Source organism: Bacillota bacterium (assembly GCA_030019365.1).
GTDB lineage: Bacteria > Bacillota > Sulfobacillia > JACIYH01 > JACIYH01 > JACIYH01.
Genome location: JASEFA010000003.1, coordinates 12,605 through 34,588, shown reverse-complemented (window position 1 = coordinate 34,588; position 21,984 = coordinate 12,605). Strand labels below are relative to the sequence as shown.

Sequence of the window (21,984 nt, the reverse complement as noted above, 5' to 3'; positions counted from 1 at the left end):
CTCAGTCGGGAACGGGCAGCGGTCAGGGGATCGGGGGCATGGTGCCGGGCATGAACTGCTGGAACAGGGGCAGGAAGGCCACGGCGAAGGCAATAACCGCCCCCACCATCAGCACCACGATGACGGCCAGCGGCAGCACCAGGGTGGCGATGGCCCGTCCCGTGGAAAAGTGCAGGGCCTCCCGGACTGCCAGAACGTTCAGGACGATCACCCAGATCCCGATGGCCAGGGAAAGCCACACCCCCAAACCCTGGTGGACCGCCGTGCTCACCAGCATCACCGGCGCGGAGAACACCTGGGGCATGCTGGCCACGGCCAGAGCCGCCATCAGGGGAAGGACCGGACCCTTTCCTCCCAGGAGGACGCCCGTGAGGTAGAAGATGGCAGTCTGCAGATACCAGAACAGGAAGGGCCCCACCAGCCCGAAGAGGAAGGCCACGGGGCCGAAGCTCGCCCCCGACACCGGGACACCCGCCTCTGCCATCCCGGCGGTGAACTCCCGCCCCCCGCTGATGGCACCCACGGTCGCGCTCACCGCCGCCACCACCACCAGCACTACCACGGCGCGGCCCAGGTGCGGACGCGCCGCCACCTCGCGGAAGGTGGCCACCGGGCTGAACAGGGCGCCGTACATCAGCTCCAGCACACCCAGCGGCGGCTTCTCTGGCGGCACGGCGGCGGCCCGCTCCTCGGGCGGCACGGCGGCGGCCCGCTCCTCGGGCGGCACGGCGGCGGCCGGCTTCCCCGGCGTGGATGCCTGCCCGCCGGGAGGCCCGGGCAGTTGCTCCCCCATATGTTCCACTGCTGTCTCCACCTCCTGATGATGCGACTCGCTGGCGTGCGCGTGGGACGTACGCCAGGCCCGGCCGCTGAGGGCGCTCCTGGCCCGGGACTCAGCGACCGGCCGGCATGGTCAGGATCTGGCGGGCGGCCCACCAGGCCCACTCCAGCCGTTGCAGGGGTCCGGGGACCGCAGTACCGGCTGCCCCTGTAGCCGGCGCCAGGGGTGCCGCCCCTCCCCAGAAGGCGCCGCCAAAGCGCAGGCCCATCTCCTGCAGCAGGTCTAGCAGAGGATGCACCTCCCGGTACGTCTTGACCTCGTAGGATTCGCCGATACCCGCCAGGTCGGCAGCCTTCTGGATGGAATCGCGCAGGTTGCCCAGTTCGTCCACCAGACCGTTCTGCAGGGCCTGGCGACCGGTGAATACGCGGCCATCGGCCAGGGCCAGCACCTGGGGGCGGGTCATCTTGCCCGCGCGGCCCTGTACCACCGCGTCCACGAACTGCTGGAAGATGTCGTCCACCATCCCCTGCAGGATGGCGCGCTCCTCCGGGTCGAGGGGCCGGGCGGGTGATCCCATGTCCTTGTGGGGCCCGCTCTTTATGGTCTCGTACCGGATGCCCAGTTTGCCGTAGAGCCCTTCCAGATTCTGCACCTCCATGATGACGCCGATGCTGCCGGTGAGGCTGCCCGGGTCGGCCATGATGTGCTCGGTGGCCGACGCCACCCAGTAGGCCCCGGAGGCCGCCACGTCGCCCATGGAAGTCACCACCACCTTGTCGGCCTCCCGCAGCCGCTGGACCTCCCGGGCGATCTCCTGGGACCCGGCAGCGCTGCCGCCGGGACTGTTGATGCGCAGCACCACCGCCCGGGTAGCCGGGTCTTCCCGCGCCTTGCGGAGTTCCACCAGCACGGAGTCAGAGCCGAGCACGGCCCCCAGCAGCCGGCTGCCCGAAGACCCCGTGGTGATGATACCTTCCAGGAAAACCAGACCGACGGCGTTGCCGCTCCGCACCAGCCTCTCCCCCGCCGGCACCGTGGCAAGAGCGACCGCCACCACGGAACCGACCACCACCAGGGTCAGCACCACCGCAACTACCCTCTTCCTCCGGCTCAAAAGCAACACCTCCTCGCAACCCTTCCCGGACAGACGCGCGGTGGGGTCAACGACGGGCAGGACGGCTCAGCCAGAGCAAAGGGCCGCTCTCCTGGTAGCCGATGACCGCCCCCAGGAAGTCACGGAAAAGGGGATGGGGGCGGGTGGGCCGCGACTTGAACTCCGGGTGGAACTGGGTGCCCACGAACCACGGGTGACCTTCCAGCTCCATGACCTCCACCAGATCTCCGTCCGGCCAGACCCCCGCGGGGCGCAAACCGGCGGCGGCCAGGAGGTCGCGGTATTCGTTGTTCACCTCGAAACGGTGCCGGTGCCGCTCCTGGACCATCTCCGCGCCGTATGCCGCCTGAGCCAAAGTCCCCGGGGTCAGGCGACAGGGATATACCCCCAGGCGCATCGTCCCACCCTTGGCCACCACCTTCTTCTGCTCGGGCATGTAGTCGATCACGGCGTGCGGGGTATGGGCATCGAACTCGGTGGAGTTAGCGCCCTCCAGGCCCAGGGCGTGGCGGGCGAACTCGATCACCGCGCACTGCAACCCCAGGCAGAGCCCGAAGTAGGGGATGCGCGCCTCGCGGGCATACTCGGCAGCCCTGACCTTCCCTTCGATGCCGCGGGAGCCAAATCCTCCGGGCACCAGGATGCCGTGCACGGCGCCCAGCACGGCGGCAGGTGACTCCTGCTCGAGCTGCTCGGAGTCCACCCACTCTACGTCCACGCTGGCATCGTGGGCTATCCCGGCGTGGCAGAGGGCCTCCACCACGCTCAGATAAGCATCGTGCAGCGCCACGTACTTTCCCACCAGCGCCACCGTCACCCGGCGGGAAGGATGCCGCAACTTATCTACCAGGTTATGCCACTCGGAAAGGTCTGGCTCGCCGCAACTCAGCCCGAGGACGGACGTGGCTATCCGGCCCAGGCCTTCTTCTTCCAGGATGAGGGGTACCGCATAGATGGAGTCCACGTCCACGTTCTGGACCACCGCCTCGACAGGCACGTCGCAGAACAGGGCGATCTTCTCCTTCAGGTCGTGGGACAGGGGCCGGTCGGTTCGGCAGACGATAACGTCCGGGGAAATGCCGATGGATCGCAGTTCCTTGACGCTGTGCTGGGTGGGCTTGGTCTTGAGCTCTCCCGCGGCCCCCACGAAGGGCACCAGGGTGACGTGGACGTACATCACGTCGTGGCGGCCCACGTCGCTCTTGAACTGGCGGATGGCTTCCAGGTAGGGCAGGCTCTCGATGTCGCCCACCGTGCCGCCGATCTCGGAGATGACGACGTCGGCCCCGCTCACCTCGGCCACCCGATGCAGGCGCTCCTTGATCTCGTTGGTGATATGGGGGATGACCTGCACGGTGCCGCCCAGGAAGTCGCCCCGCCGTTCCTGCCCGATGACGGCGCTGTACACCTGGCCGGTGGTGACGTTGTTCAGCCGACCGAGGGACACGTCCATGAAACGCTCGTAGTGCCCCAGGTCCAGGTCGGTCTCGGCACCGTCGTCGGTCACGAAGACCTCTCCATGCTGCAGCGGGCTCATGGTCCCCGCGTCCGCGTTGATGTAAGGGTCGAACTTGAGCGCAGTCACCCGCAGGCCGCGGGCGGCCAGCAAACGCCCCAGAGAGGCGGCGGTAATCCCCTTCCCCAGCCCGGAGACTACCCCGCCCGTCACGAACACAAACTTCGCCATTTTCAGCCCCCCGTATCCCGGACCGGCGCTACAAAAGAGAAGGGGCGCCCGGCGGGTCTACACCCCTTCTTCCTGAGCGTCCCAGGAACCATCGCCCTCTTCGTCGTCCTCCTCTTCTTCCTCCTCGTCCTCGTCCCCGGCGCCCACGCCCTCGGGCTCTTCCGTCTGCTCGATCTCCTCGCGCCAGGGGGGTTCCTTCCGTATGGGTCGTAATGCCTGGCTGGCCACCGCCCGGCTGATGCGTTGGCGCTGCCATTCCCGCAGGCCCCAGTTCCCCTCCCCCAGATAGGTGAGACGGTGGTCCAGATTCAGGTCGGTGTATATGCGAGCCACGTGAAGGGCGTCGTACCCCGCCTCCTGCCGGTGGCGCAGGATCTCGTCACAGAGATCCCGGAAGTGCATGGGACGGCTGTGTTTCCGCAGCACCTCGCAGGCGATGTCCACCGTCGAAGGGGGAGCCTTCCGTAACCCCTCGGCAGTTCCCATCTCCGTAGCCATCTCTCCCCTCCCGCTCATCCTCCGCTATTTTAGCAAAAAGCTTCCCGCGATCAACGGCCGACCTCTCTCGGGATGCACTCGTCGCCGGCACCCGCGCAGCTACCGGCACCGGCCCAGGCCCCGGCCCGGGCAACGCCCCGCCAGGACTCGCGCCGGTGCGTCCGCGTCAGGCCTGCCGGCTCCATGGCCACCTGGTCGCCGTACATCAGCTTGCCCAGCCCTTCGTCCAGTTGCCCGCAACGACCGCCGCAGAGGCGGCACGCCTGCCGACCGTCCCCCGCTTGCTCCCGGTAGGCGCAGATGACCCCTTCGAAGTTGCGCAGGATGACCCGATCATCCGTCATGCTCAGGAGATACTGGGGCGAGAGGGGAATCTTTCCGCCTCCGCCGGGGGCATCCACCACATAGGTGGGGACAGCGAAACCGGAAATGTGACCGCGCAGCATCTCCATGATCTCCAGGCCCTTGCGGATGCTGGTGCGGAAGTGGCCCAGCCCCCAGGTGAGGTCGCACTGGTAGATGTAGTACGGCCGCACCCGCGCCCGCACCAGCCCGCGCATGAGATCGCGCATCAGGAAGGGGCAGTCGTTGATGCCCTTGAGAAGCACGGTCTGGTTCCCCACCGGGATGCCGTGGTCGACCAGCATCCCCACCGCTTGCTGCGCCTGGGGTGTCAGCTCCCGGGGATGGTTGAAGTGGGTGTTCACCCAAACCGGGTGGTAGTGGGCCAGCATGCGGCAGAGGTGGGGCGTGATGCGCATGGGCACCACCACCGGAGTCCGCGTCCCGATGCGGATCACTTCCACGTGGCGGATGCGCCGCAACTCGTCCAGCACCCACTCCAGCCGGCCGTCGGCCATGGTGAGCGGGTCTCCGCCCGACAGCAGCACATCGTGGATCTGGGGAGTGGTCCGGATGTACTCCAGTGCCATCTCCACCCTATCCCGGGGGGCGGGCTTGTCGCGCACCCCCACCAGCCGCTTGCGGGTGCAGTGCCGGCAGTAGTTGAAGCACTGGTCGGTGAGGAGAAAGAGCACCCGGTCCGGGTAGCGATGGGTCAGGCCGGGCACGGGCGAGTCCACATCCTCGTGCAGGGGATCGTCGGTCTCCCCCGGTGAGCGCTCAAGCTCCCGGATGCTCGGGACCGCCTGGCGCCTGATGGGACAGGAAGGGTCATCCGGGTCGATGAGGGTGGCGTAGTACGGAGTGATGGCCATGCGCAGGCTGAGGAGGCTCGCCCGGATACCCTGTTCTTCCTCAGGAACCAGGCGGATGACCTGTTTTAGTTGCTCGACGCCGGTGATGCGGTGGGCGAGCTGCCACCGCCAGTCGTCCCACTGCTCGGGAGTAACGTCCCTGAATAAGGGGATCTCCCGGTAGTCTCTCATCTGGTCAGGGCCTCCCCCGGGAGGCGCCCCGGGCTGGGCCCCTCTAACCGCCCCCGGAGGGTGCCACCTCCTCGGCGGCGAGCATCTCCTGCAGGTAGCGGGGAAGGGCAAAGGCAGCCCTGTGCGTCTCTCGCGTATAGTATCGGGTCATAATCCCGCCCAGCCGGCTCTCTTCCGGCGGGCGGGAGGGGTCGGGACCGTGGGAACCCACCACATATCCCCACCAGCCCCCGGGATAGGTGGGCACCGGGCCCAGGTATATGCGGACCAGGGGGAAGTACCGTCCCACCACCCGATGGGCCTTCACCAGCACTTCGGGGTAGTAGAAGGGCGACTCCACCTGGCAACTGAACACCCCGTGCGGCTGCAACACCCGGGCCAGGGAGGCGTAGAACTCCGGCCGGAACAGGCTGGCGGCCGGGCCTTCCCGCAAGGGACCGCCCGCCGCACCGTGGACCCGGGCACATCCGGCATCCCCTCCGTCCGGCGCTTCCCGAGAAGGGGCTTCACCAGTCGCGGGCGGATCGCCCGAATCGGGCGCCGCCAGCGCGGGCGGATCGCCGAAGTCGGGGAGCCCGACGGGGTCGGTGCAGTCCACAATGGCCACGTCATACGACGCGTCACACCGGGCCACGAACGCGGCACCGTCTTCCACCACCTGGTTCACCCGCGGATCATCCAACGCCCGGGCCAGAAAGGGCAGGAACTCCCGGGCGCTCGCCGGCACCCGGGCATCGATCTCCACCAGATCCACCTTCTGCGCGGTGGGATGTTTCAGCACCTCGCGCACCACGCCCCCGTCTCCGCCTCCCACCACCAGCACCCGCCGGGGGCACGGATGGGCGAGCATGGGAACGTGGGTCATCATCTCGTGATAGAAGAACTCGTCCCGCTCGGTAGTCTGCATCACTCCGTCCAGGATGAGGGCGCGCCCGAAGGCCTCCGTGTCCACCACGCTCAACTCCTGGTAGGGCGTTTTCTCCTGTCGCAGAACGGCCCCCAGGCCGTATGCCAGCCACAGACCCGGAGCATGCTCCTCCTCAAAGCGGAAACGCAATGCCCTTCTCACCCCCTGCCCATTTACACGGTGCATTATAGCACAGGCCGCCTGAGGGGGATACTCAATCGGAGGGAATCCGTGCAGAGCAGGCGGGAAAGAAAGAGGCAACGCACGCTCAGCTATCGGGTCTCCAGACGCTTCGCAAGAACCAGTCTTACGGGCTTCGAGACGTCATCCGACTTCCCCGGCGCGCAGGGGCAGGACCCGGCGCCCACGCCCACCGGGAAGCGGGCCAGGCTGTTCCTGGGCCTGGTGGCCGGCCTGGCGGTGCTCGTCCTGGGAGCCGCGCTGGCCGTCCCCCTTCCCCAAACGCAGGTCCCGGAGGCCAGTGTAATATATGACCACCGGGGCCGCCCTGCTGTGCACCTTTACGTGCAGAAACGGGTCGAAGTCCCCCTGACCAGGGTGCCGCGCCACCTGCAGCAGGCGGTGCTGGCCATCGAAGATGAGTATTTTTACAGTCACCCGGGCGTCAACCCGGTGGCCATCGTGCGGGCCGCCATCCGCAACCTGCAGGCGGGCCGCATCGTGGAGGGCGGCAGCACCATCACCCAGCAGCTGGCCAAGAACCTGAGCGGGCGCACCGAGCGTACCCTCTGGCGCAAGGCTTACGAGGCCCTGGTCACCATCAAGCTCGAAATCACGTTTCGCAAGTCCCGTATCCTCGAGATGTACCTCAACACCATCTACTTCGGCCACGGTGCCTATGGGGTGGAGGTGGCGGCCCAGACTTACTTCGGGCACGATGTCTCGCAGGTGAACCTCCCCGAAGCTGCCCTCCTGGCCGGGCTCATCCGTGCCCCCGAGGCTTACTCCCCCTATCGGGACCCCGAGGCAGCCCTGCGCCGGCGCAACCTGGTCCTGGACCGCATGGTTCAGGCGGGCATGATCACACCCGTGCAGGCGCAGCAAGCCAAATCCACGGCCATCCAGGTGGCGGGCCTGCGCCCGCCGGGTGAGGCGGGATACTTCGCCAGTTACGTCCTCAACGAGTTGGGGAAGCGCTTCCCCCATCTGTCGGGGGATATATACCGGGCGGGGTATCGTATCTACACCACCCTGGACCTGGACATGCAACGGGCCGCGGAGAAGGCCATCGGGCAGCTCATCCCCGACCGCGCCCGCGACGCCGGCGGGGTGCCCCAGCCTCAGGCCGCCCTGGTGGCCGTTGAGCCCTCCACGGGCCACATCAGGGCCATGGTGGGCGGCAAGGACTTCTCCGTCACCCAGCTCAACCGCGCCGCCCCGCCGGTGCGTCGTCAGCCCGGTTCGGCGTTCAAGCCCTTCCTGTACGCCGCCCTCATCGATAGCGGCCACACCGTGGTGGAACAGCAGGTGTGCGAGCCGGTTGCTTTCCCCGGGCCCACGCCTGACCGTCCCTGGATTCCCACCGACTACACCTCCGAAAACCACGAGCCCTACCACTACCGGCCCCTCATGATGAGGGAAGCACTGAAGATCTCGGACAATGTGGTGACTTCCCGCTGGTGCATGGCCCTGGGACCATCGCGGCTGGCCCGTTACGCCAGGCTGATGGGTATCCAGAGCCCGCTCGACGCGGTGGGGCCTCTGGCCCTGGGAGCTTCACCGGTCTCCCCCCTGGAACTGGCCACCGCATACTGCACGCTGGCCAACGGGGGCTACCGGGTGACTCCCACCTGCGTCCTGCGCATCGAGGACTCCCGCGGCCGCGTCCTGGAGGACCCGGGACGCACGCCCCTGGCGAAGGAAAGGGTGCTGGACGAGCGGGTGGCTTACATCGTGACGGACCTCCTGCGCAGCGTGCTCTCGCCCGGCGGGACCGCCGGCCGCGTGGGTCCGGTAATCAACCGGCCCGCCGCCGGCAAGACCGGCACCACCGACGAGCTACGCGACGCCTGGTTCGTGGGGTATACCCCCGACCTGCTGGCGACAGTGTGGGTCGGCTACGACGACGGCTCCACGTCCCTCTGGTCCACGGGAGGAGGCATCGCCGCTCCCGTCTGGGCGGCCTTCATGAGTTCGGCCCTGCACAACGTCCCCCCGCGCGAGTTCCCGGCACCCCGGGGCATCAGCTGGACTCAGGTCTCGGCCGTGGACGGCCTGCTGCCCAACCCCTCCTCGCCCGTGGTGACCGAGGTGTTCATTGCCGGCACCGAACCCACGGCGGTATCGCCGGCATGGTGGTCAGGCCGTCCACCGGAGTGGGGATGGGAGGACTCCCCCGGATACCTGGCCAACCGGCCCTCTCCGCCCCCCACCGGCACCCCCGGTGCCCCCGTTCCCGCTGGCAGCCCCGGTCCCGCCACACCCGGCGGTCCCGTGCCACCCGAACCGCCCCCTGGCCATGAGGAGGGGGGCGGCCAGCCCGGACACCGACCGCCGGAACAACCACAGCCCCCGCCGCCAGCCGGTCCGGGGCAGCCCCCCGCCGGGCCGGACGGGCAGGGAGGAACCACCGGCGCGGGAGGAGAAAACCAGGGGCGCTGATCATCCCGGGAGGCGCGCCCGAGATGCGCCCCTGGTGCCGGACCGCTGCGGGCCGCGCCGCGGTCGCTTACTCGGCCTGGGCCAGGGTGACGGTGAACTGCAGGCGCTGGTTGCCCCGCTGGATCACCACCTGGACCCGGTCACCCGGTCGATGCTCGTAGAGGGCCAGGCGGAACTCGGCCAGGGAGTTCACCTCCCGCCCTCCCAGGGCCAGGATGATATCCTGGCGCCTGATGCCGGCAGCTGCCGCCGGCCCCCCGGGGTCCACGTCCTCCACGGGGATGCCGCGGGGGACCTCCACCGCCCGGGGGTCGTACAGCACCACGCCCAGGCGTGGCCGGATCACCCGGCCGTACTTCATGAGCTCGTTGACCACCCGCAATACGGTCTTGGACGGGATGGCCAGCCCCATGCCCTCCACGTTAGGCACGATCACCTTGATGGTGTTGATGCCCACGACCTCGCCCCGGGCATTGCACAGGGGGCCGCCGCTGTTACCGGGGTTGATGGCGGCGTCGGTCTGGAGCAGCTCCAGAATGTACTCCATCCCGTTGCGGTCTTCCATCTGCACGGCCCGGTTGACGCCGCTGATGATGCCCGCCGTCACCGTCCGCTCGAAGGCGGGATCCACCGGGTTACCTATGGCTACCGCCAGCTCTCCCACTTTGAGCGCGTCGGAGTCCCCGAAAGCGGCGGGCGTGAGGCCCACCACACCCACCTTGAGGACGGCCAGATCGTTCAGGTCGTCCGAACCCACCACGCGCGCGGGCACCCGCCGCCTATCGGGCAGGATGGCCATAACCTCCCTGGCCCCTTCGATCACGTGGTGGTTGGTGACGATGTAGCCGTCCTGGGAGAGGACTACCCCCGAGCCCCCCTTGGTCTCATGGGACCATCCCCAGTAGTACACGCTGGCCTCGATACCCACCACCGAAGGCCCCACCCTCTCGGCCACCGCCACCACCGGCCATTCTGTCCCCGGCAGCACAGGGGAGGCACGGACCGGGGTCACGGTCACGGGTTGGGGATTGCGCACGCCTCGCACCGAAGCCACCCAGGCGTCCGGGGCGAGCAGGCCGAAGCCCACCGCCCCCAGCACCAAGGCGGCCAGGACGACAAGCGCCACGAATACGGCCGGGAAGTTACGCCTTCTGGGCTCCATCGGACCGTAGAAGTAGCTCACCTTCCCACCTCCAACAAGCCAGGCTGCTGGCGGACGCAGGGTCGGCCGTCAGGGCGGGCGCAGGCTCGGGCGTCAGGGCAGGCGCGTCACCTCGGCGCCCAGCGCCCGCAGCTTTTCATCCAGATGCTCGTACCCGCGCTCGATGTATTGCAGGTCGTCGATCTCCGATTCTCCCTCGGCGGCCAGGGCCGCCACCACCAGGGCGGCACCTCCGCGCAGGTCGTTGCGGGCCCGCACGGGCGCCCCCAGCAGCTTATCCACCCCCTGCACGATGGCAGTGCGACCCTCCACCTTGATCCTGGCACCCATGCGCAGAAGCTCGCTCACGAAAGCAAAGCGGTTCTCGTAGATGGTCTCGTGGACGACGCTCACGCCCTCGGCGAGCGCCGCCACGGAGACGTACGGCTGCTGCAGATCGGTGGGGAAACCGGGATAACGCAGGGTACGGACGTTGGCCGCCCGGGGCCGGCCCGGCCCCTTTACCCGAATCCAGTCGCCGTTGGTCTCCACCTCCGCGCCCGTCTCCCTCAGTTTCGCCGCCACCGCTTCCAGGTGCTTGGCGATGGCGTTCTCTATGGAGATGTCGCCCCCGGTAGCGACCGCCGCCATCATGTACGTCCCCACTTCCACCTCATCGGGGATGATGGCGTGTTCGGCGCCTACCAGGTGCGGCACTCCCTGGATGCGGATGAACTCGGTACCGGCGCCGTGGATGCGCGCCCCCATGGCGTTGAGGTAGTTGGCCGCATCCGCCACGTGGGGCTCCCGCGCCGCGTTCTCGATGACGGTGGTGCCTTCGGCCACGCACGCCACCAGCATGATGTTGATGGTGGCGCCCACGCTGGCGTCGTCGAGGTAAATGGTGGCGCCCCGGAGCTTGTCGGCCCGTGCCTTGACCACACCATACTCCAGGCTCACTTCGGCACCCAGGGCCCGAAAACCTTTCAGGTGCAAGTCGACGGGCCGCACCCCGATGTCACATCCCCCGGGGAGGGCCACCTCGGCCTGCCCGAACCTGGCCAGCAACACCCCCAGCAGGTAGTACGAGGCCCGCAGCCTCTTCACCAGGTCGTAGGGAGCCTTCCATGACCGGAACCCGTTGGGGTTGATCTCCAGCACCCCCGGCCCGCGCCAGTGGATCTCGGCTCCCAGTTCGCGCAGGATATCGATGAACACATGCACGTCGCCGATGGCGGGTACGTTTTCCAGGCGGCTGGGGCCCCGGGCCAGGAGTGCAGCGGGAATAGCCCCCACCGTCGCATTCTTGGACCCCGATGCCCTGATCGTCCCGTGGAGGGGACGTCCCCCCACCACTCTCAGCTTAGCCAACCGGCACCATCCTCATCTCGCCCGGATACCCTCACCCCGGCTCGCATCGGGCCCGGGGTCATTTTGTCCGGGTACCCTGCTTCTGCAGATATGCAAATATCTCCTGCCCATTGCGGGGGAACGGCTCATCCTTCCCTTCCGGTTCCCCCGTATAGGCATTCACGTAGAGGGAAGCACCCGACCCCAGCCGCACCCGCCACACGGGGACCGCCTCCCATTCGCGGGCGTCGTAAACGGGGCTGTAGTACCCCTCCTCCACCTGCACCACCACCGCGCCCTTTTCCACCAGGAGAGGGGCCGCCCGCAGGAGCGCTTCGGTGGCGGGCAGGATGGGACGGGGGTTCCCGGACGGCTTTTCCGCCAGGGGGAAGGCCCCGTACGCCTCCTCCACGCCCCCGGGGCCCACCAGGGCCGCGGCCCGGCCGCCGAAAAAGCGGTGGCCCGCCGCCTGACAGGTGAACACCACCAGGTAGCGCCCCGCCCCGGCGGGCGCATGATAGTCCAGGTCGGCCCCGGTGGGCAGGCCCCCGCGCTCACCCCAGAAGTCGCGGGCAGCCTGCACCGCCCGGTCAGGATCCGGGGGCTTTTCCTTGCCCGCGGAGGGCGGGGTACCACCCGGCTGCGCACCCGGCCGGGGCAGGCGCCGGTAGAACACCTCTCCCCCGGGGTAGACCACCACCGCTTCCTGCCCCTTGAGACCCAGCCACACGTCGCCCTCCTGTACCACCTCCGCCCCCGGTCCCAGAAAGCGGGCCGCGACCGCGGCGGGTTCCACCGGGGGATTGCTCACGGTGAGGAGGGCCAGGGGGCGGGCCCGCCGGGGGATCTCAGCCGCCAGGACCACCCCTCGCTCCCGCAACTGGGCGGCGACTTCCCGGACTTCCCGGGCGCCAACCGTGTACAGGGACGAAGACGCCGTCGCCGGTCCCGTCCAGAGGCGGTAGCCGAGCAACAGGTTAACTCCCAGGAAGGCAACAATCAAGATGTTCTTGGCCCGCGCCCAGTCCAATTTCTACCACCTCCCCCCGAAGGACTGCACCTGGCCGGTGACGGCATCCACGGCCCACTGGTCATTCTCCGTACGCACGATCCACGCCGGTCGCAGTTCTCCGGCCACGGCCGGATGTGCCGTGTAGGCGGGGTACACGTCGAGTACCCGCGCCCCGCCCCGATGGCGCGCCGCCAGGCGGGCCATCGCCTCCTGGGCACTCATGATGCGCTGAGAACCGCTGGACTCCCGCCAGGGCGTCCAGGCAGCCGCCCGGTACTCGTACAGTCCCTGCTCACCCACGGCCAGGCTCACGGCACCGCCCGGTGCCACCGCCACCAGGCCGTTGGCCAGCAGGCCCATCCCCAGGGCCCATGACCGCTCCTCCTCCAGGCGGGCGGACCGGTATCCCCACAGGACCATCCCCGGGGGGATTCCGCCATGACCGGCGAGGAAGGAGAGGGCGACCGAGAGAGCAGCATCGGGCTCGATGCTCCCCCGCGTGCCCGTGGGAGGCGGCGTGTTGTACTCCAGGGCTCCAGAGGGGTATACCCTGAGCCCGGACCGCCCGTCGGTGAAGATGGTGGCTCCATCCCGCTCCTCGATGCGGCGGACCACACCGGGATCGGCGAAGAACTGGCCCACCAGGGTTTGCCCGTATCCGGGCGGGGGGACGAAGCCGGTCGTCAGGCGGGGGACGGCGGCCATCTTCGGCACCCACAGGTCGGGGGCAGCTTCCCAGCCCTCCGGCAGGGTGGGGCTCACCGCCGGGACACCGCCCGCACCGGCCACGGCCTCGGGCGTCCCCAGCCCTGATAACAGCTGGTCGAGCATGCGATAGTCCCGGCCAGCCGCTCCTTCCAGCGGATAGAGGCGACCGCCGTACCTCACAGCCACGTAAGGCCATTGTGCCGGGGCTACCACCAGCCCTTCCACCAGCTCGGGCAGATCGCCCCGCAGCCCGTAGGCTCGCGCCACCACCTGCCCGGGCAGGGGCGCGGGAAAGCGCGCATCCAGGAAAGCTCCCTCTTCCAGAGCCCGCGCCTCGCTCTCGCGCAAGGGATCTCGCGCCGGAGGGCCCAGCCCGGCCAGCCCGACGCCGCTGGTACAGCCGGCTTCCCACAGGTCCCGGTAACCGGCCGATGCGGGGAGGAACATGGCGCGCCGGTCTCCCTCCAGGTGGACAAGAAGGCGGGTGGGCTTCACCACCAGGTACCACTCGGGCGTCGGGGGCGGCGACGGCGGCTCCTGCCTCCACAGCTCCTCTCCCGTGAGGGGTCCGGCAGCACTCCACCACAGGCCGAAGGACAGGACCAGGCTGAGCACGACCAGCAGCGCCAGGATGACACCCGTTACCCTCTCCCGCCGCCGGTCATTGCCCACGGGGATCATCTCCCCGGGGGAGCCAGAAGGTCACCCGCGTGCCCTGGCCCGCCGTGCTGTCTATGGAGATGTCACCGCCGTGGGCCTGGACTATTTCCTGGGCAATGGACAGGCCGAGCCCGGTTCCCCCCAGCTCCCGGGAACGACCCTTGTCCACCCGGTAGAAACGCTCGAACACCCGGGCCAGGTCCTGCGGAGGGATACCCACCCCCGTGTCCTCCACCGCACAGGCCAGCCTTCCGGGCTCCGTCCGCAGGGATACGGTCACCCGCCCTCCGGGCGGGGTGAACTCCACCGCGTTGGAAAGCAGGTTGGAGAAGACCTGCGTCAATCGAGCCTCGTCGCCGTCCACCAGGGGCAGGTCTTCGGGGGCGTCCAGGATCAATTGCAGCCTCTTGCGCTCTGCCGCCGGGCGCAGTCTCTCCAGTGCCTGCTCGGCGGGATCGCGCAGGTCGACGGGTTCCATGTGCCAAGATGCCTGCCGGTGCTCCAGCTGGGAGAGCAGGAGCAGGTCCTGCACCAGGCCCGTCATGCGTTCGGTCTCGGCAGCCACCGTGTGCAGGAAGCGCTCGCATACCTGCCGGTCGTCCATGGCCCCGTCCAGCAGAGTCTCCACGTACCCCTTGACCGTGGCCAGGGGCGTGCGCAGCTCGTGGGAGACGTTGGCCACGAAGTCCCGCCGCATCCCCTCCAGCCTGGTCTCCTCGGTGACGTCGCGCAGCACCACCACCAGGCCCTGGTGCTCTCGCTCCAGGCGCAGGGGGGCGAAGTAGGCGTGCAGGACCCGCTCACCCCGCCTGATGGTCCGCTCGGACGGGACCACGGTGGCAGGGTCGGCCGAGCCAGCGGCGGGGAGCAGGTCGGGCAGCAGATCGGCCACGGGCCGGTCCACCACGGGAGCACCCAGGCCCAGGAGCCTGGCGCAGGCCGGATTCATCAACACAATCCTTCGGTCGGGGTCGAGGGCGAGAAGCCCTTCCGCCATGTAGGTGAGCACCGCCTCCAGTTTGGCCTTTTCCGCCGTGATTTCCTCAAGGGTCTGGGCCAGCCGGGCAGTCAGAAAGTTGAACATGGAGCCCAGCTGTCCGATCTCATCATTTGATAAGACGGATATCCGTTGCGAAAAGTCCCCGGACGCCATCCTCTCCGCTCGCGTAGTCACCTCCCTGATGGGCCGGGTGATGCTGAGAGAAAGCAGGAACCCCAGCCCTGCCGTCACCGCCAGGGCAAGAGAGGTCCCCACCAGCAGCAGGCGCCGGATGTCGCCCAGCACCCGGTACGTGCTCTCCAGGGAGGAGGCGATGTACACGGCGCCCAGGACGCGGTCGCCCGAGCGAATGGGACGGGCCAGGTGAAGCTGCCTCTGCTCGGTGACCGGATTGAGGCGGACGGCATCCGCCCGTGCCCCGGTAAGAGCCCGTGCCACCTGGGCCTGCAGGATGTGAGGCTGCCCGCCCACGGCACTTCCGGAACCGTAGGCCACCAGTTCTCCCCCCGCGCCCAGCACCGCGATCTCGTTGCCCGACTGCATGGCGAACTGGTTCACCAGCCTTTGCACGTAGTCCCGGTCCGGCTGGGGTACCAGGTAGCGTTCCAGGAAACCGGCCACCAGCTGGGCCTGAGCGTCCACCGCCGAGATGAAACCGCGCAGGTAGTAGTGTTCGAGGGCCTGGAGCAGATAGCCGCCGGTCACCTCGACCGCCAGCAGGAGGAGCAGGAGATAGATCAGGACAAGCCGCACCTGCAGGCTGTGGAACCGTTCCCAGCCCAGCCCCCGCGCCCCCGCCTGCCGGATACGGTCACTCCTTGCGGAAATAGTACCCTGCCCCCCGTTTGGTGAGAATGTACTGGGGATTGGCCGGATCATCCTCGATCTTCTCCCGCAGGCGCCGCACGGTCACGTCCACCGTACGGGTGTCACCGAAGTACTGGTACCCCCACACCTCGTCCAGGAGCACCTGCCTGGTCATGATCTGGCCCGGTCGCGAGGCCAGGGTGCGCAGCAGCTCGAACTCCTTGACGCTCAGGGGTATCCGCCGCCCGCCCTTGCTGACCTCGTACGTGCCCGGGTCGATGACCAGGTCCGCCGCCCGGATGGGGGTGTCCTCCGGGCGGGGACCGGCAGCCCGCCTCAGGATGGCCCTCACCCGGGCCACCAGCTCCCTGGGGCTGAAAGGCTTGGTGACGTAGTCGTCGGCGCCCAGCTCGAGCCCCACCACCCGGTCAACCTCGTCGGCCCGCGCCGTCAGGATGAGGATGGGAACCTGGGAGCCCTTGCGGATCTCGCGGCATACCGTGAGCCCATCCACACCGGGCAGCATGAGGTCGAGGATCACCAGGTGAGGAGGATCGCTCTGCACCCGGCGCAGCGCCTCCTGCCCATCGTAGCAGGCATCCACCTGGAAGCCCTCTTTCTCCAGATTGAAGCGAACCAGTTCCGCGATGGGCCTTTCGTCCTCGACGATCAGCACCTTCTGCGCCATCCTCCGCCTCACCCTTCCCCGGAGCGGCTCCACTGCCGCTCCAGCTCGCCCGGGCTCCACCCCCAGGCCACCCGGACCGCCGCTGCAAAGGACCTCCCGGCCGCCAGTTGGAGCATCAGCCGCCGCAGGGCCTGGTGTCCCCCCTGATGGTACAGGAAAGATACTGCGGAAAGCGAGGCCCGGTACGCCACCTCGTCCGGCAGGCGCGCGAAGTCCCGCTCCAGCCTGCGCCACGATGCAAAGGGGGCGGGGACAGGACGGTAGGGGACAGGTCCCGCAAGCCGTAGCTCCTCCAATTGGGCCAGCCCCTCCTGGAACCAGCGCGGCACCCGGCCGGGCGCCACTGCCTCCAGCAGGTAGTGGGTGAGCTCATGCGCCGCAGGCCCCGACAGCTCACCCCGGTACACCAGGTGAATGACACCCCCGCGATACACTCCCGTAGAAGCGGCCGCCAGGCCACCAGCATATCTCTCCAGGGATGCTTCGTCCGGATGCAACACGACCGGTACCGCCCCCTCTGGCTCCACACCCAGATCTGCCGTCACCCGCGCGTAGGCCCGCTCCAGCTGCGCCAGCACTTCGCCGGACTGCATGGGCCACCCTTCGGCGGCCTTCCCGCCGGACTGCGCACGTCCCAGGTCAGTGGCCCCCGCACCTCCAGAAGGTATCACCCACACGCGGAAATGCCCGGCCTGCAGCGGTACCCCGGGCAAACTGCGCGTGGCGTACCAGGCCTGGAATGCCAGCACCGCCCGACCCACACGGGCGGATGCGTCCTGTGCCACGCCTGCGGCCAGCAGGCACAGCATCAGTGCCGCAACAGTCTTCAGAACGGGTCCGTTGAACCGGGGACGAGCCGGCGCCCCCCAAGTAGTAGCCGGCATGACGCAAATATTCTACCTCTAATCAATTCTCCTTGCCAGCCGCCCGCGCACGCCGCACCCCCGGACGGCGGCACCCGGCCGAGCCCTCGCCGGCAGGTACGTCTGCCCGGCGTACCGCCGGCCGTTCCCTCAAGCAGCACCCATGCCGGGCACAGAAAAAAGCTGGGTGATACGTGCGTATCACCCAGGATATATGAAGAGGGGGTCAACACAGCGGCGCACTGGAGGCTCGCCTGCTGAACATAGAGTACGCTGGCAATGTTGCACCCGCGTTACAACTATTTAAAAGTGCGGTGACCGGGGGTGGGCATATGATCCTGCATCGCGCGGTAGCGGGGATGGCTTTCGTCCGCCTGCTTTCTGCCAGCCTGGAGTTCGGTGCCGCCATGCTCATGCTGTTCTGGTTCCGAACCCCAGCCCAGGCCCTGCGGGTAAATGCCGTCCTCGGGCTGGTCGGGCCCCTCATATTCTTGACAGTGAGCGGCCTGGGACTGGCAGGCCTTGCCCGCGATCTCCCCGGACCCAGGATGCTGCTCGTGATTGCAGGGATCATCCTCATCATCCTGGGGACGCGCAGTTGAGGGCGCATATGACGCGGCAGGCACGGGGGAACCTGATGCGGGGCGGCTCCGGCTCCCGGGAGGCGGGCACTTGAAATCCCTTGAGCTTGCGGTGCTCTCGCTGGTACCCTTCATCATGGTGCTGGGGAACTCCATGCTCATCCCGGTGCTGCCGGCCATCCAGCGGGCGGTGGCGCGTAGCGACTCGGGCGTGGGTCTCCTGATCACCGCCTTCTCCCTGGTGGCGGGCGTCACCATCCCCTTCACCGGATTCCTCTCCGACCGGATCGGTCGCAAGAAGCTCATCGCCCCCGCGCTGGTCACCTACGGCGCGGGCGGCCTGATCTGCGGGCTGGCCTCGATCCTGGCGGCCCGGCCCTTCGGCCTGCTGCTGGCCGGGCGCGCCGTCCAGGGTCTGGGGGCAGGAGGAACCTACCAGCTGGCCATGGCCCTGGTGGGGGATGCCGAGCAGAGCCGCCGGCGGGCACGATCCCTGGGCATCCTCGAATCCGCCAACGGCCTGGGGAAGGTGGTCTCGCCGGTAGCAGGGGCAGCCCTGGGGCTGATCAGCTGGTTTGCCGTGTTCTTCGCGTATGGGTTCCTGGCCCTGCCCGCAGCCGCAGCCGTGTGGTTCCTGGTGAGGGAGCCACCGCGGCGCCAATCGGCCCCGCCCCTCTCCCACTATGCTCGCGTGCTCACGCGGACCTTCCGCGACAAGGGTGTATGCCTGCTGGCGGCCCTGGGGGCGGGCATGACGGTGCTCTTCGTCCTGTTCGGGGCGCTGGCCACCTACTCGGATCTCCTGGAGGCGCAGTTCGGCATCAGGGGATTCGCAAAAGGCCTCATCCTGGCCGTCCCCGTTACCGCCATGGCCTCCATCTCTTACGCCACGGGCATAATGCTGCAGAAAATCCTGACCCGCATCGCCAGACCCGCGCTCCTGGCGGGGCTCGCTCTGGTAGCAGCAGGGCTGGCCGGTGCTCCCCTGACGTCCGCCCATCGCCCGTGGATGGTCCTCATGAGCGCCATCGGGGCGGGTACCGGACTGGTCCTGCCCTCGCTCAACCTCTTGTTCACCAGTTCGGTACCCGAGCAGGAACGGGGACTCGTCACGGCAGTATACGGCACCGCGCGCTTCTGGGCGGTGGCCATGGGTCCGCCCGCCTTCGGGCTGGCCGAAAGGGTGGGACTTCCCCTCGTGTTCTGGGTGGTGGCGGGGCTGGCCCTGGGGGTGGCGGCCGTGGTGGCAGTGTGGCTGGACACGGGCCGGGTGCTACCGGCCCAACTGAAGGGCCGCGCCGCGGAAACACCACCTGCGCGGCCGGCGCAGGCAAGCGCAACCGCGCAGCTTCCGGTGCCGGGCACGGCGGGGTCAACCGCGCAGGAGGCGGCCCCAGAGTTCCATCAGGATACCGGTGACGCCGGCGGCGATGAGGGGGCCAGTGGGCACCCCCCGTAAGAGGGTTGCTCCCAACACCGAGCCCACGATCAACCCGATGGCCATCTCCGGGTGGGCCCGCAGGGCAGGGACGCCCTTGCCGGCCAGGTAGGCGGCCACTGCCCCCGTCAGGGCAGCGAAGAGACCCAGCGGACTGGCGAGGGATTCCCACAGCCCACCCAGGTCCTTTACCCGCCTAACGAAGGGGATCAGGATGGAGAGGGTGAGCAGGGTGAGGCCGGCTTTGAGGGCGGGCTCCTCCAGGCTCCCCAGGTGGGGCGTCCACCCTGCCGCTATGAGAGCAAGAAGGGCCAGGCAGGCCCACACCACCAGGTGGTTCTTGCCCAGCCAGCCCAGGATCAGGATACCCCCCGCGATCAGAGCCTCCGCGACCCGGTCCACCCCCTGTAAGGCTATGGGGTGTCGGGGGCGGCTATGAGCTTCCCCCCGTTCGCCAGCACCAGGTCGCGCAGAGTATCGGCACGCATGCCCGCCCGCAGCGCCTCCAGGGCGATCACGTCCTGCGGGGGAACGTTGCCCAGATTGACATTGGGCCCGAAGCGCCGGATAAGTGCCACCTGCTGATCCTTCAGAGGGGCCTCCCAGATGAGGTCCTCCTCGTTCATGCCCTCCACCAGTGCCTCCAGCTCGCCGGGCCTGACCGACCCCGAGGAATCATAGATGCCCACCCCCTTGCCCGACTCCCGCGCCTCCACGATCACCTTCCAGGCACCCTCGGCGAGATCGCGCAGGGCCACCTCTTTCATGCTCTCGGGGGCCATGCGCTGGGCGGGGTCCTTCTTGCCCACCTCCGTGATGACTTTGAACCCCAGGGACAGAGCCTTCCGGACGCACCAGGAGCGCAGGGACCGGGCCATGCTGATGGTGCCGTCGGAGATCTCCACGCACGAAAACCCCAGATCAGCCGTTCGCTCGAGGAACCCCTCCGCCACACCCTGCAGGACCGCAATCTCCAGCAGGGTGCCACCCGGGCACACATCCACGTCATAGGCCCGGATGAGGGCGATCTTCTCCCGCAGGCGCTCTCCCGGGTAGAAAGCCGGGGTACCGAAGGTGAGCTTGTAGATGTCCAGGTAGGGGGCGGCCATGTCCAGCAGGTCGCGGGTCTCCCCGAACCCCAGGCCTTTGTCCAGGACCATGGTCAAACCCACACGCCGGGGCTTACCCACCCTACCCTTGAGCGGCCTGGTAACAACATCATCCCATGCCCCCGCCCACCGCGAGGTCGGCATCTCTATCCCTCCCTTTCTTTATGGGAGGCGCCTCACCGTTGCCATAATATGCGCGAAGACGGAAACGGGCTCTCCCCGGGGAGAGCCCGAAGCGATCCCGAGCACCGGCGCCACCGAACCAGGGCGACCGGCGGCGCCCGAAACTTACCTGGACGCGGAACTGGGATAGTACTGCAGGGGGTTGCGGGCCTCGCCCTCGATCCTGACCTCGAAGTGCAGGTGCGGTCCGGTGGCCCGGCCGGTTTCACCCACGGCCCCGATCACCTGTCCCCTCTCCACCCGGTCCCCCGGGCGCACATCGATACGTGACAGGTGTCCGTACCGGGTGGTCATACCTCCCCCGTGGTCGACGATGATCAGGCGACCGTAACCGGCATTCCAGCCGGCAAAGCTGACCACGCCGCTGTCGGCCGCCCTCACCGGGGTGCCCGTTGTTGCGGCGATGTCTATGGCCGGGTGCCAGTCGCGCCGCCGCCACCCGAACCCGGAGGTGATGTGGCCTCCGCCCTCCACGGGCCAGTACAGCTTGCCTGTCCCCAGGGCGGGCACCTGGCGGGAGCCGCGCACGATCACACGGGTGACGGGCTCCTCCAGGACCACCTCTTCTACTATGCGGCGTTCTACCACTGCCCCGGCCTGCCGGTAGATCTCGTAAGTGATGCGCTTCTTACCGTTTCTGCCCGGTGTCTCCACGACCTCTTCCCACGGCCAGCGGTCCTGGCTGAACTTCACCTGTACCGGGCAGGGGATGGCCACCTCCTGTACCTGCCTCTCCATTGTGGCCACGGTGACGTACGGCTCGGCCTTCACCACGGCGAGCTCCTGGCCCACCTGCAGGATGTCGCTCTGCGCCATGGCGGGATTGGCGCGACGCAGATCCTCCACGGTGAGACCGTGCTGCTGGGCGATGCGCCAGAGGGAGTCCCCGCGCTTGACGGTGTACGTCACCAGCTGGTCGGTCCCCCGCATCAGGATGCGCCTGGCCTCCTCGGGTGACCTTATGCGGGAGGGATCGACGGTCTCCCGGGCCACCTCGACCCCCTGCAGGAAGCGGACGTCGACCAGCACAGCGCCTTTGCCCGGCCGAGAGTACTCGCTCTTGATCTCCTCGATGACCCGGCGGGCATCCGCTTCCGTGGCCAGCGCCACCACACTTACGCCATTCACCTTTACGGACCAGGCAACGGCAACGAAGCTGAGCTTTCCCTCCAGGGCACCCTTCAGTTCATCCTCTTCGAGCAGGGGCCCCTCGGGTCTCCTCACCTTTTCTGTCTTGACGGACGAGACCAGCGAGACACCCACCCCTGAAGCAGCCGCCGCCTGGTCGGCCACTGCCGCCACCGCCCGGTCCACCACTTCGGGCGAGCGCACGAGACCGACGGGATGACCATCCACCGTCACCGCGTAGGCACTCGCTATGTACCCCGGTATCATCCCCACCGCCGCAACCACAAGGCCGGCGATCAGAACCGCCACCCCGACC

19 protein-coding genes are annotated in these 21,984 nt (G+C 68.3%); 3 read left to right on the top strand and 16 right to left on the bottom strand.

What is annotated here, in order from left to right:
- Positions 1-22: 22 nt before the first annotated feature.
- From QME70_06340 to QME70_06315, 6 genes are all read right to left on the bottom strand, one after another.
- Positions 23-793 carry a Yip1 family protein gene (locus QME70_06340; GenBank protein ID MDI6894211.1) on the bottom strand — a complete coding sequence of 257 codons (771 nt, stop codon included), beginning with the start codon at positions 791-793 and terminating at the stop codon, positions 23-25.
- Positions 794-893: 100 nt separating this feature from the next.
- Entirely contained in the window at positions 894-1,898 is a 1,005-nt protein-coding gene (gene sppA, locus QME70_06335) for a signal peptide peptidase SppA (protein MDI6894210.1), read from the bottom strand.
- A 46-nt stretch (positions 1,899-1,944) separates the two neighbouring features.
- Complete coding sequence (locus QME70_06330) at positions 1,945-3,585, bottom strand: CTP synthase (GenBank protein ID MDI6894209.1); 1,641 nt, start codon at positions 3,583-3,585, stop codon at positions 1,945-1,947.
- Between the two features lie 57 nt (positions 3,586-3,642).
- Positions 3,643-4,083, bottom strand: a complete 441-nt coding sequence (rpoE, locus tag QME70_06325) for a DNA-directed RNA polymerase subunit delta (GenBank protein MDI6894208.1) — start codon at positions 4,081-4,083, stop codon at positions 3,643-3,645.
- A gap of 50 nt (positions 4,084-4,133) precedes the next feature.
- The gene (gene ablA / locus QME70_06320; protein ID MDI6894207.1) at positions 4,134-5,471 is read right to left on the bottom strand and encodes a lysine 2,3-aminomutase; all 1,338 of its coding nucleotides are present in this window, start codon (positions 5,469-5,471) and stop codon (positions 4,134-4,136) included.
- A gap of 43 nt (positions 5,472-5,514) precedes the next feature.
- Entirely contained in the window at positions 5,515-6,528 is a 1,014-nt protein-coding gene (locus QME70_06315; protein MDI6894206.1) for a spermidine synthase, read from the bottom strand.
- A gap of 81 nt (positions 6,529-6,609) precedes the next feature.
- Here QME70_06315 and QME70_06310 point away from each other — a divergent pair, with 81 nt between their 5' ends.
- Positions 6,610-9,000 carry a PBP1A family penicillin-binding protein gene (locus QME70_06310; GenBank protein ID MDI6894205.1) on the top strand — a complete coding sequence of 797 codons (2,391 nt, stop codon included), beginning with the start codon at positions 6,610-6,612 and terminating at the stop codon, positions 8,998-9,000.
- A 67-nt stretch (positions 9,001-9,067) separates the two neighbouring features.
- On the opposite strand, the gene QME70_06305 is transcribed toward QME70_06310, so the two are convergent.
- The 7 genes from QME70_06305 to QME70_06275 all read right to left on the bottom strand — a co-directional run bounded on the left by QME70_06305 (position 9,068) and on the right by QME70_06275 (position 17,250).
- Positions 9,068-10,183, bottom strand: a complete 1,116-nt coding sequence (locus QME70_06305) for a trypsin-like peptidase domain-containing protein (protein ID MDI6894204.1) — start codon at positions 10,181-10,183, stop codon at positions 9,068-9,070.
- A gap of 72 nt (positions 10,184-10,255) precedes the next feature.
- Positions 10,256-11,512, bottom strand: a complete 1,257-nt coding sequence (locus tag QME70_06300) for a UDP-N-acetylglucosamine 1-carboxyvinyltransferase (protein MDI6894203.1) — start codon at positions 11,510-11,512, stop codon at positions 10,256-10,258.
- A gap of 58 nt (positions 11,513-11,570) precedes the next feature.
- Complete coding sequence (locus QME70_06295; protein ID MDI6894202.1) at positions 11,571-12,521, bottom strand: hypothetical protein; 951 nt, start codon at positions 12,519-12,521, stop codon at positions 11,571-11,573.
- Between the two features lie 3 nt (positions 12,522-12,524).
- Entirely contained in the window at positions 12,525-13,883 is a 1,359-nt protein-coding gene (locus tag QME70_06290; GenBank protein MDI6894201.1) for a hypothetical protein, read from the bottom strand.
- Positions 13,873-15,750, bottom strand: a complete 1,878-nt coding sequence (locus QME70_06285) for an ATP-binding protein (protein MDI6894200.1) — start codon at positions 15,748-15,750, stop codon at positions 13,873-13,875. The genes QME70_06290 and QME70_06285 overlap by 11 nt, the downstream gene beginning before the upstream one ends.
- Positions 15,683-16,366 (bottom strand): response regulator, encoded by a 684-nt coding sequence (locus QME70_06280; GenBank protein ID MDI6894199.1) that lies wholly within the window; start codon positions 16,364-16,366, stop codon positions 15,683-15,685. The genes QME70_06285 and QME70_06280 overlap by 68 nt, the downstream gene beginning before the upstream one ends.
- Positions 16,367-16,374: 8 nt before the next feature.
- Positions 16,375-17,250: a hypothetical protein gene (locus QME70_06275; protein ID MDI6894198.1), complete on the bottom strand. Its 876-nt coding sequence runs from the start codon at positions 17,248-17,250 to the stop codon at positions 16,375-16,377.
- Between the two features lie 311 nt (positions 17,251-17,561).
- Here QME70_06275 and QME70_06270 point away from each other — a divergent pair, with 311 nt between their 5' ends.
- Positions 17,562-17,831: a DUF2619 domain-containing protein gene (locus tag QME70_06270; protein MDI6894197.1), complete on the top strand. Its 270-nt coding sequence runs from the start codon at positions 17,562-17,564 to the stop codon at positions 17,829-17,831.
- Positions 17,832-17,901: 70 nt separating this feature from the next.
- Entirely contained in the window at positions 17,902-19,269 is a 1,368-nt protein-coding gene (locus QME70_06265; protein MDI6894196.1) for an MFS transporter, read from the top strand.
- Here the strand turns inward: QME70_06265 and QME70_06260 are convergent.
- The 3 genes from QME70_06260 to QME70_06250 form a co-directional block, all read right to left on the bottom strand.
- Positions 19,183-19,650 (bottom strand): DUF441 family protein, encoded by a 468-nt coding sequence (locus tag QME70_06260; protein ID MDI6894195.1) that lies wholly within the window; start codon positions 19,648-19,650, stop codon positions 19,183-19,185. The genes QME70_06265 and QME70_06260 overlap by 87 nt on opposite strands.
- Before the next feature lie 11 nt (positions 19,651-19,661).
- Complete coding sequence (locus tag QME70_06255; GenBank protein ID MDI6894194.1) at positions 19,662-20,501, bottom strand: phosphosulfolactate synthase; 840 nt, start codon at positions 20,499-20,501, stop codon at positions 19,662-19,664.
- Between the two features lie 144 nt (positions 20,502-20,645).
- A complete protein-coding gene (locus tag QME70_06250) occupies positions 20,646-21,977 on the bottom strand; it encodes a M23 family metallopeptidase (GenBank protein ID MDI6894193.1) in 1,332 nt (443 codons plus the stop codon).
- Between the last annotated feature and the right edge of the window lie 7 nt (positions 21,978-21,984).

What these genes read in the sequence shown, in the direction of transcription:
- QME70_06340 (MDI6894211.1), bottom strand. Translation starts at nt 793, where the DNA reads ATGGGGGAGCAACTGCCCGGGCCTCCCGGCGGGCAGGCATCCACGCCG.
- ablA (MDI6894207.1), bottom strand. Translation starts at nt 5,471, where the DNA reads ATGAGAGACTACCGGGAGATCCCCTTATTCAGGGACGTTACTCCCGAG.
- rpoE (MDI6894208.1), bottom strand. Translation starts at nt 4,083, where the DNA reads ATGGCTACGGAGATGGGAACTGCCGAGGGGTTACGGAAGGCTCCCCCT.
- QME70_06270 (MDI6894197.1), top strand. Translation starts at nt 17,562, where the DNA reads ATGATCCTGCATCGCGCGGTAGCGGGGATGGCTTTCGTCCGCCTGCTT.
- QME70_06275 (MDI6894198.1), bottom strand. Translation starts at nt 17,250, where the DNA reads ATGCCGGCTACTACTTGGGGGGCGCCGGCTCGTCCCCGGTTCAACGGA.
- QME70_06330 (MDI6894209.1), bottom strand. Translation starts at nt 3,585, where the DNA reads ATGGCGAAGTTTGTGTTCGTGACGGGCGGGGTAGTCTCCGGGCTGGGG.
- QME70_06285 (MDI6894200.1), bottom strand. Translation starts at nt 15,750, where the DNA reads ATGATCCGGCCAATCCCCAGTACATTCTCACCAAACGGGGGGCAGGGT.
- QME70_06280 (MDI6894199.1), bottom strand. Translation starts at nt 16,366, where the DNA reads ATGGCGCAGAAGGTGCTGATCGTCGAGGACGAAAGGCCCATCGCGGAA.
- QME70_06255 (MDI6894194.1), bottom strand. Translation starts at nt 20,501, where the DNA reads ATGCCGACCTCGCGGTGGGCGGGGGCATGGGATGATGTTGTTACCAGG.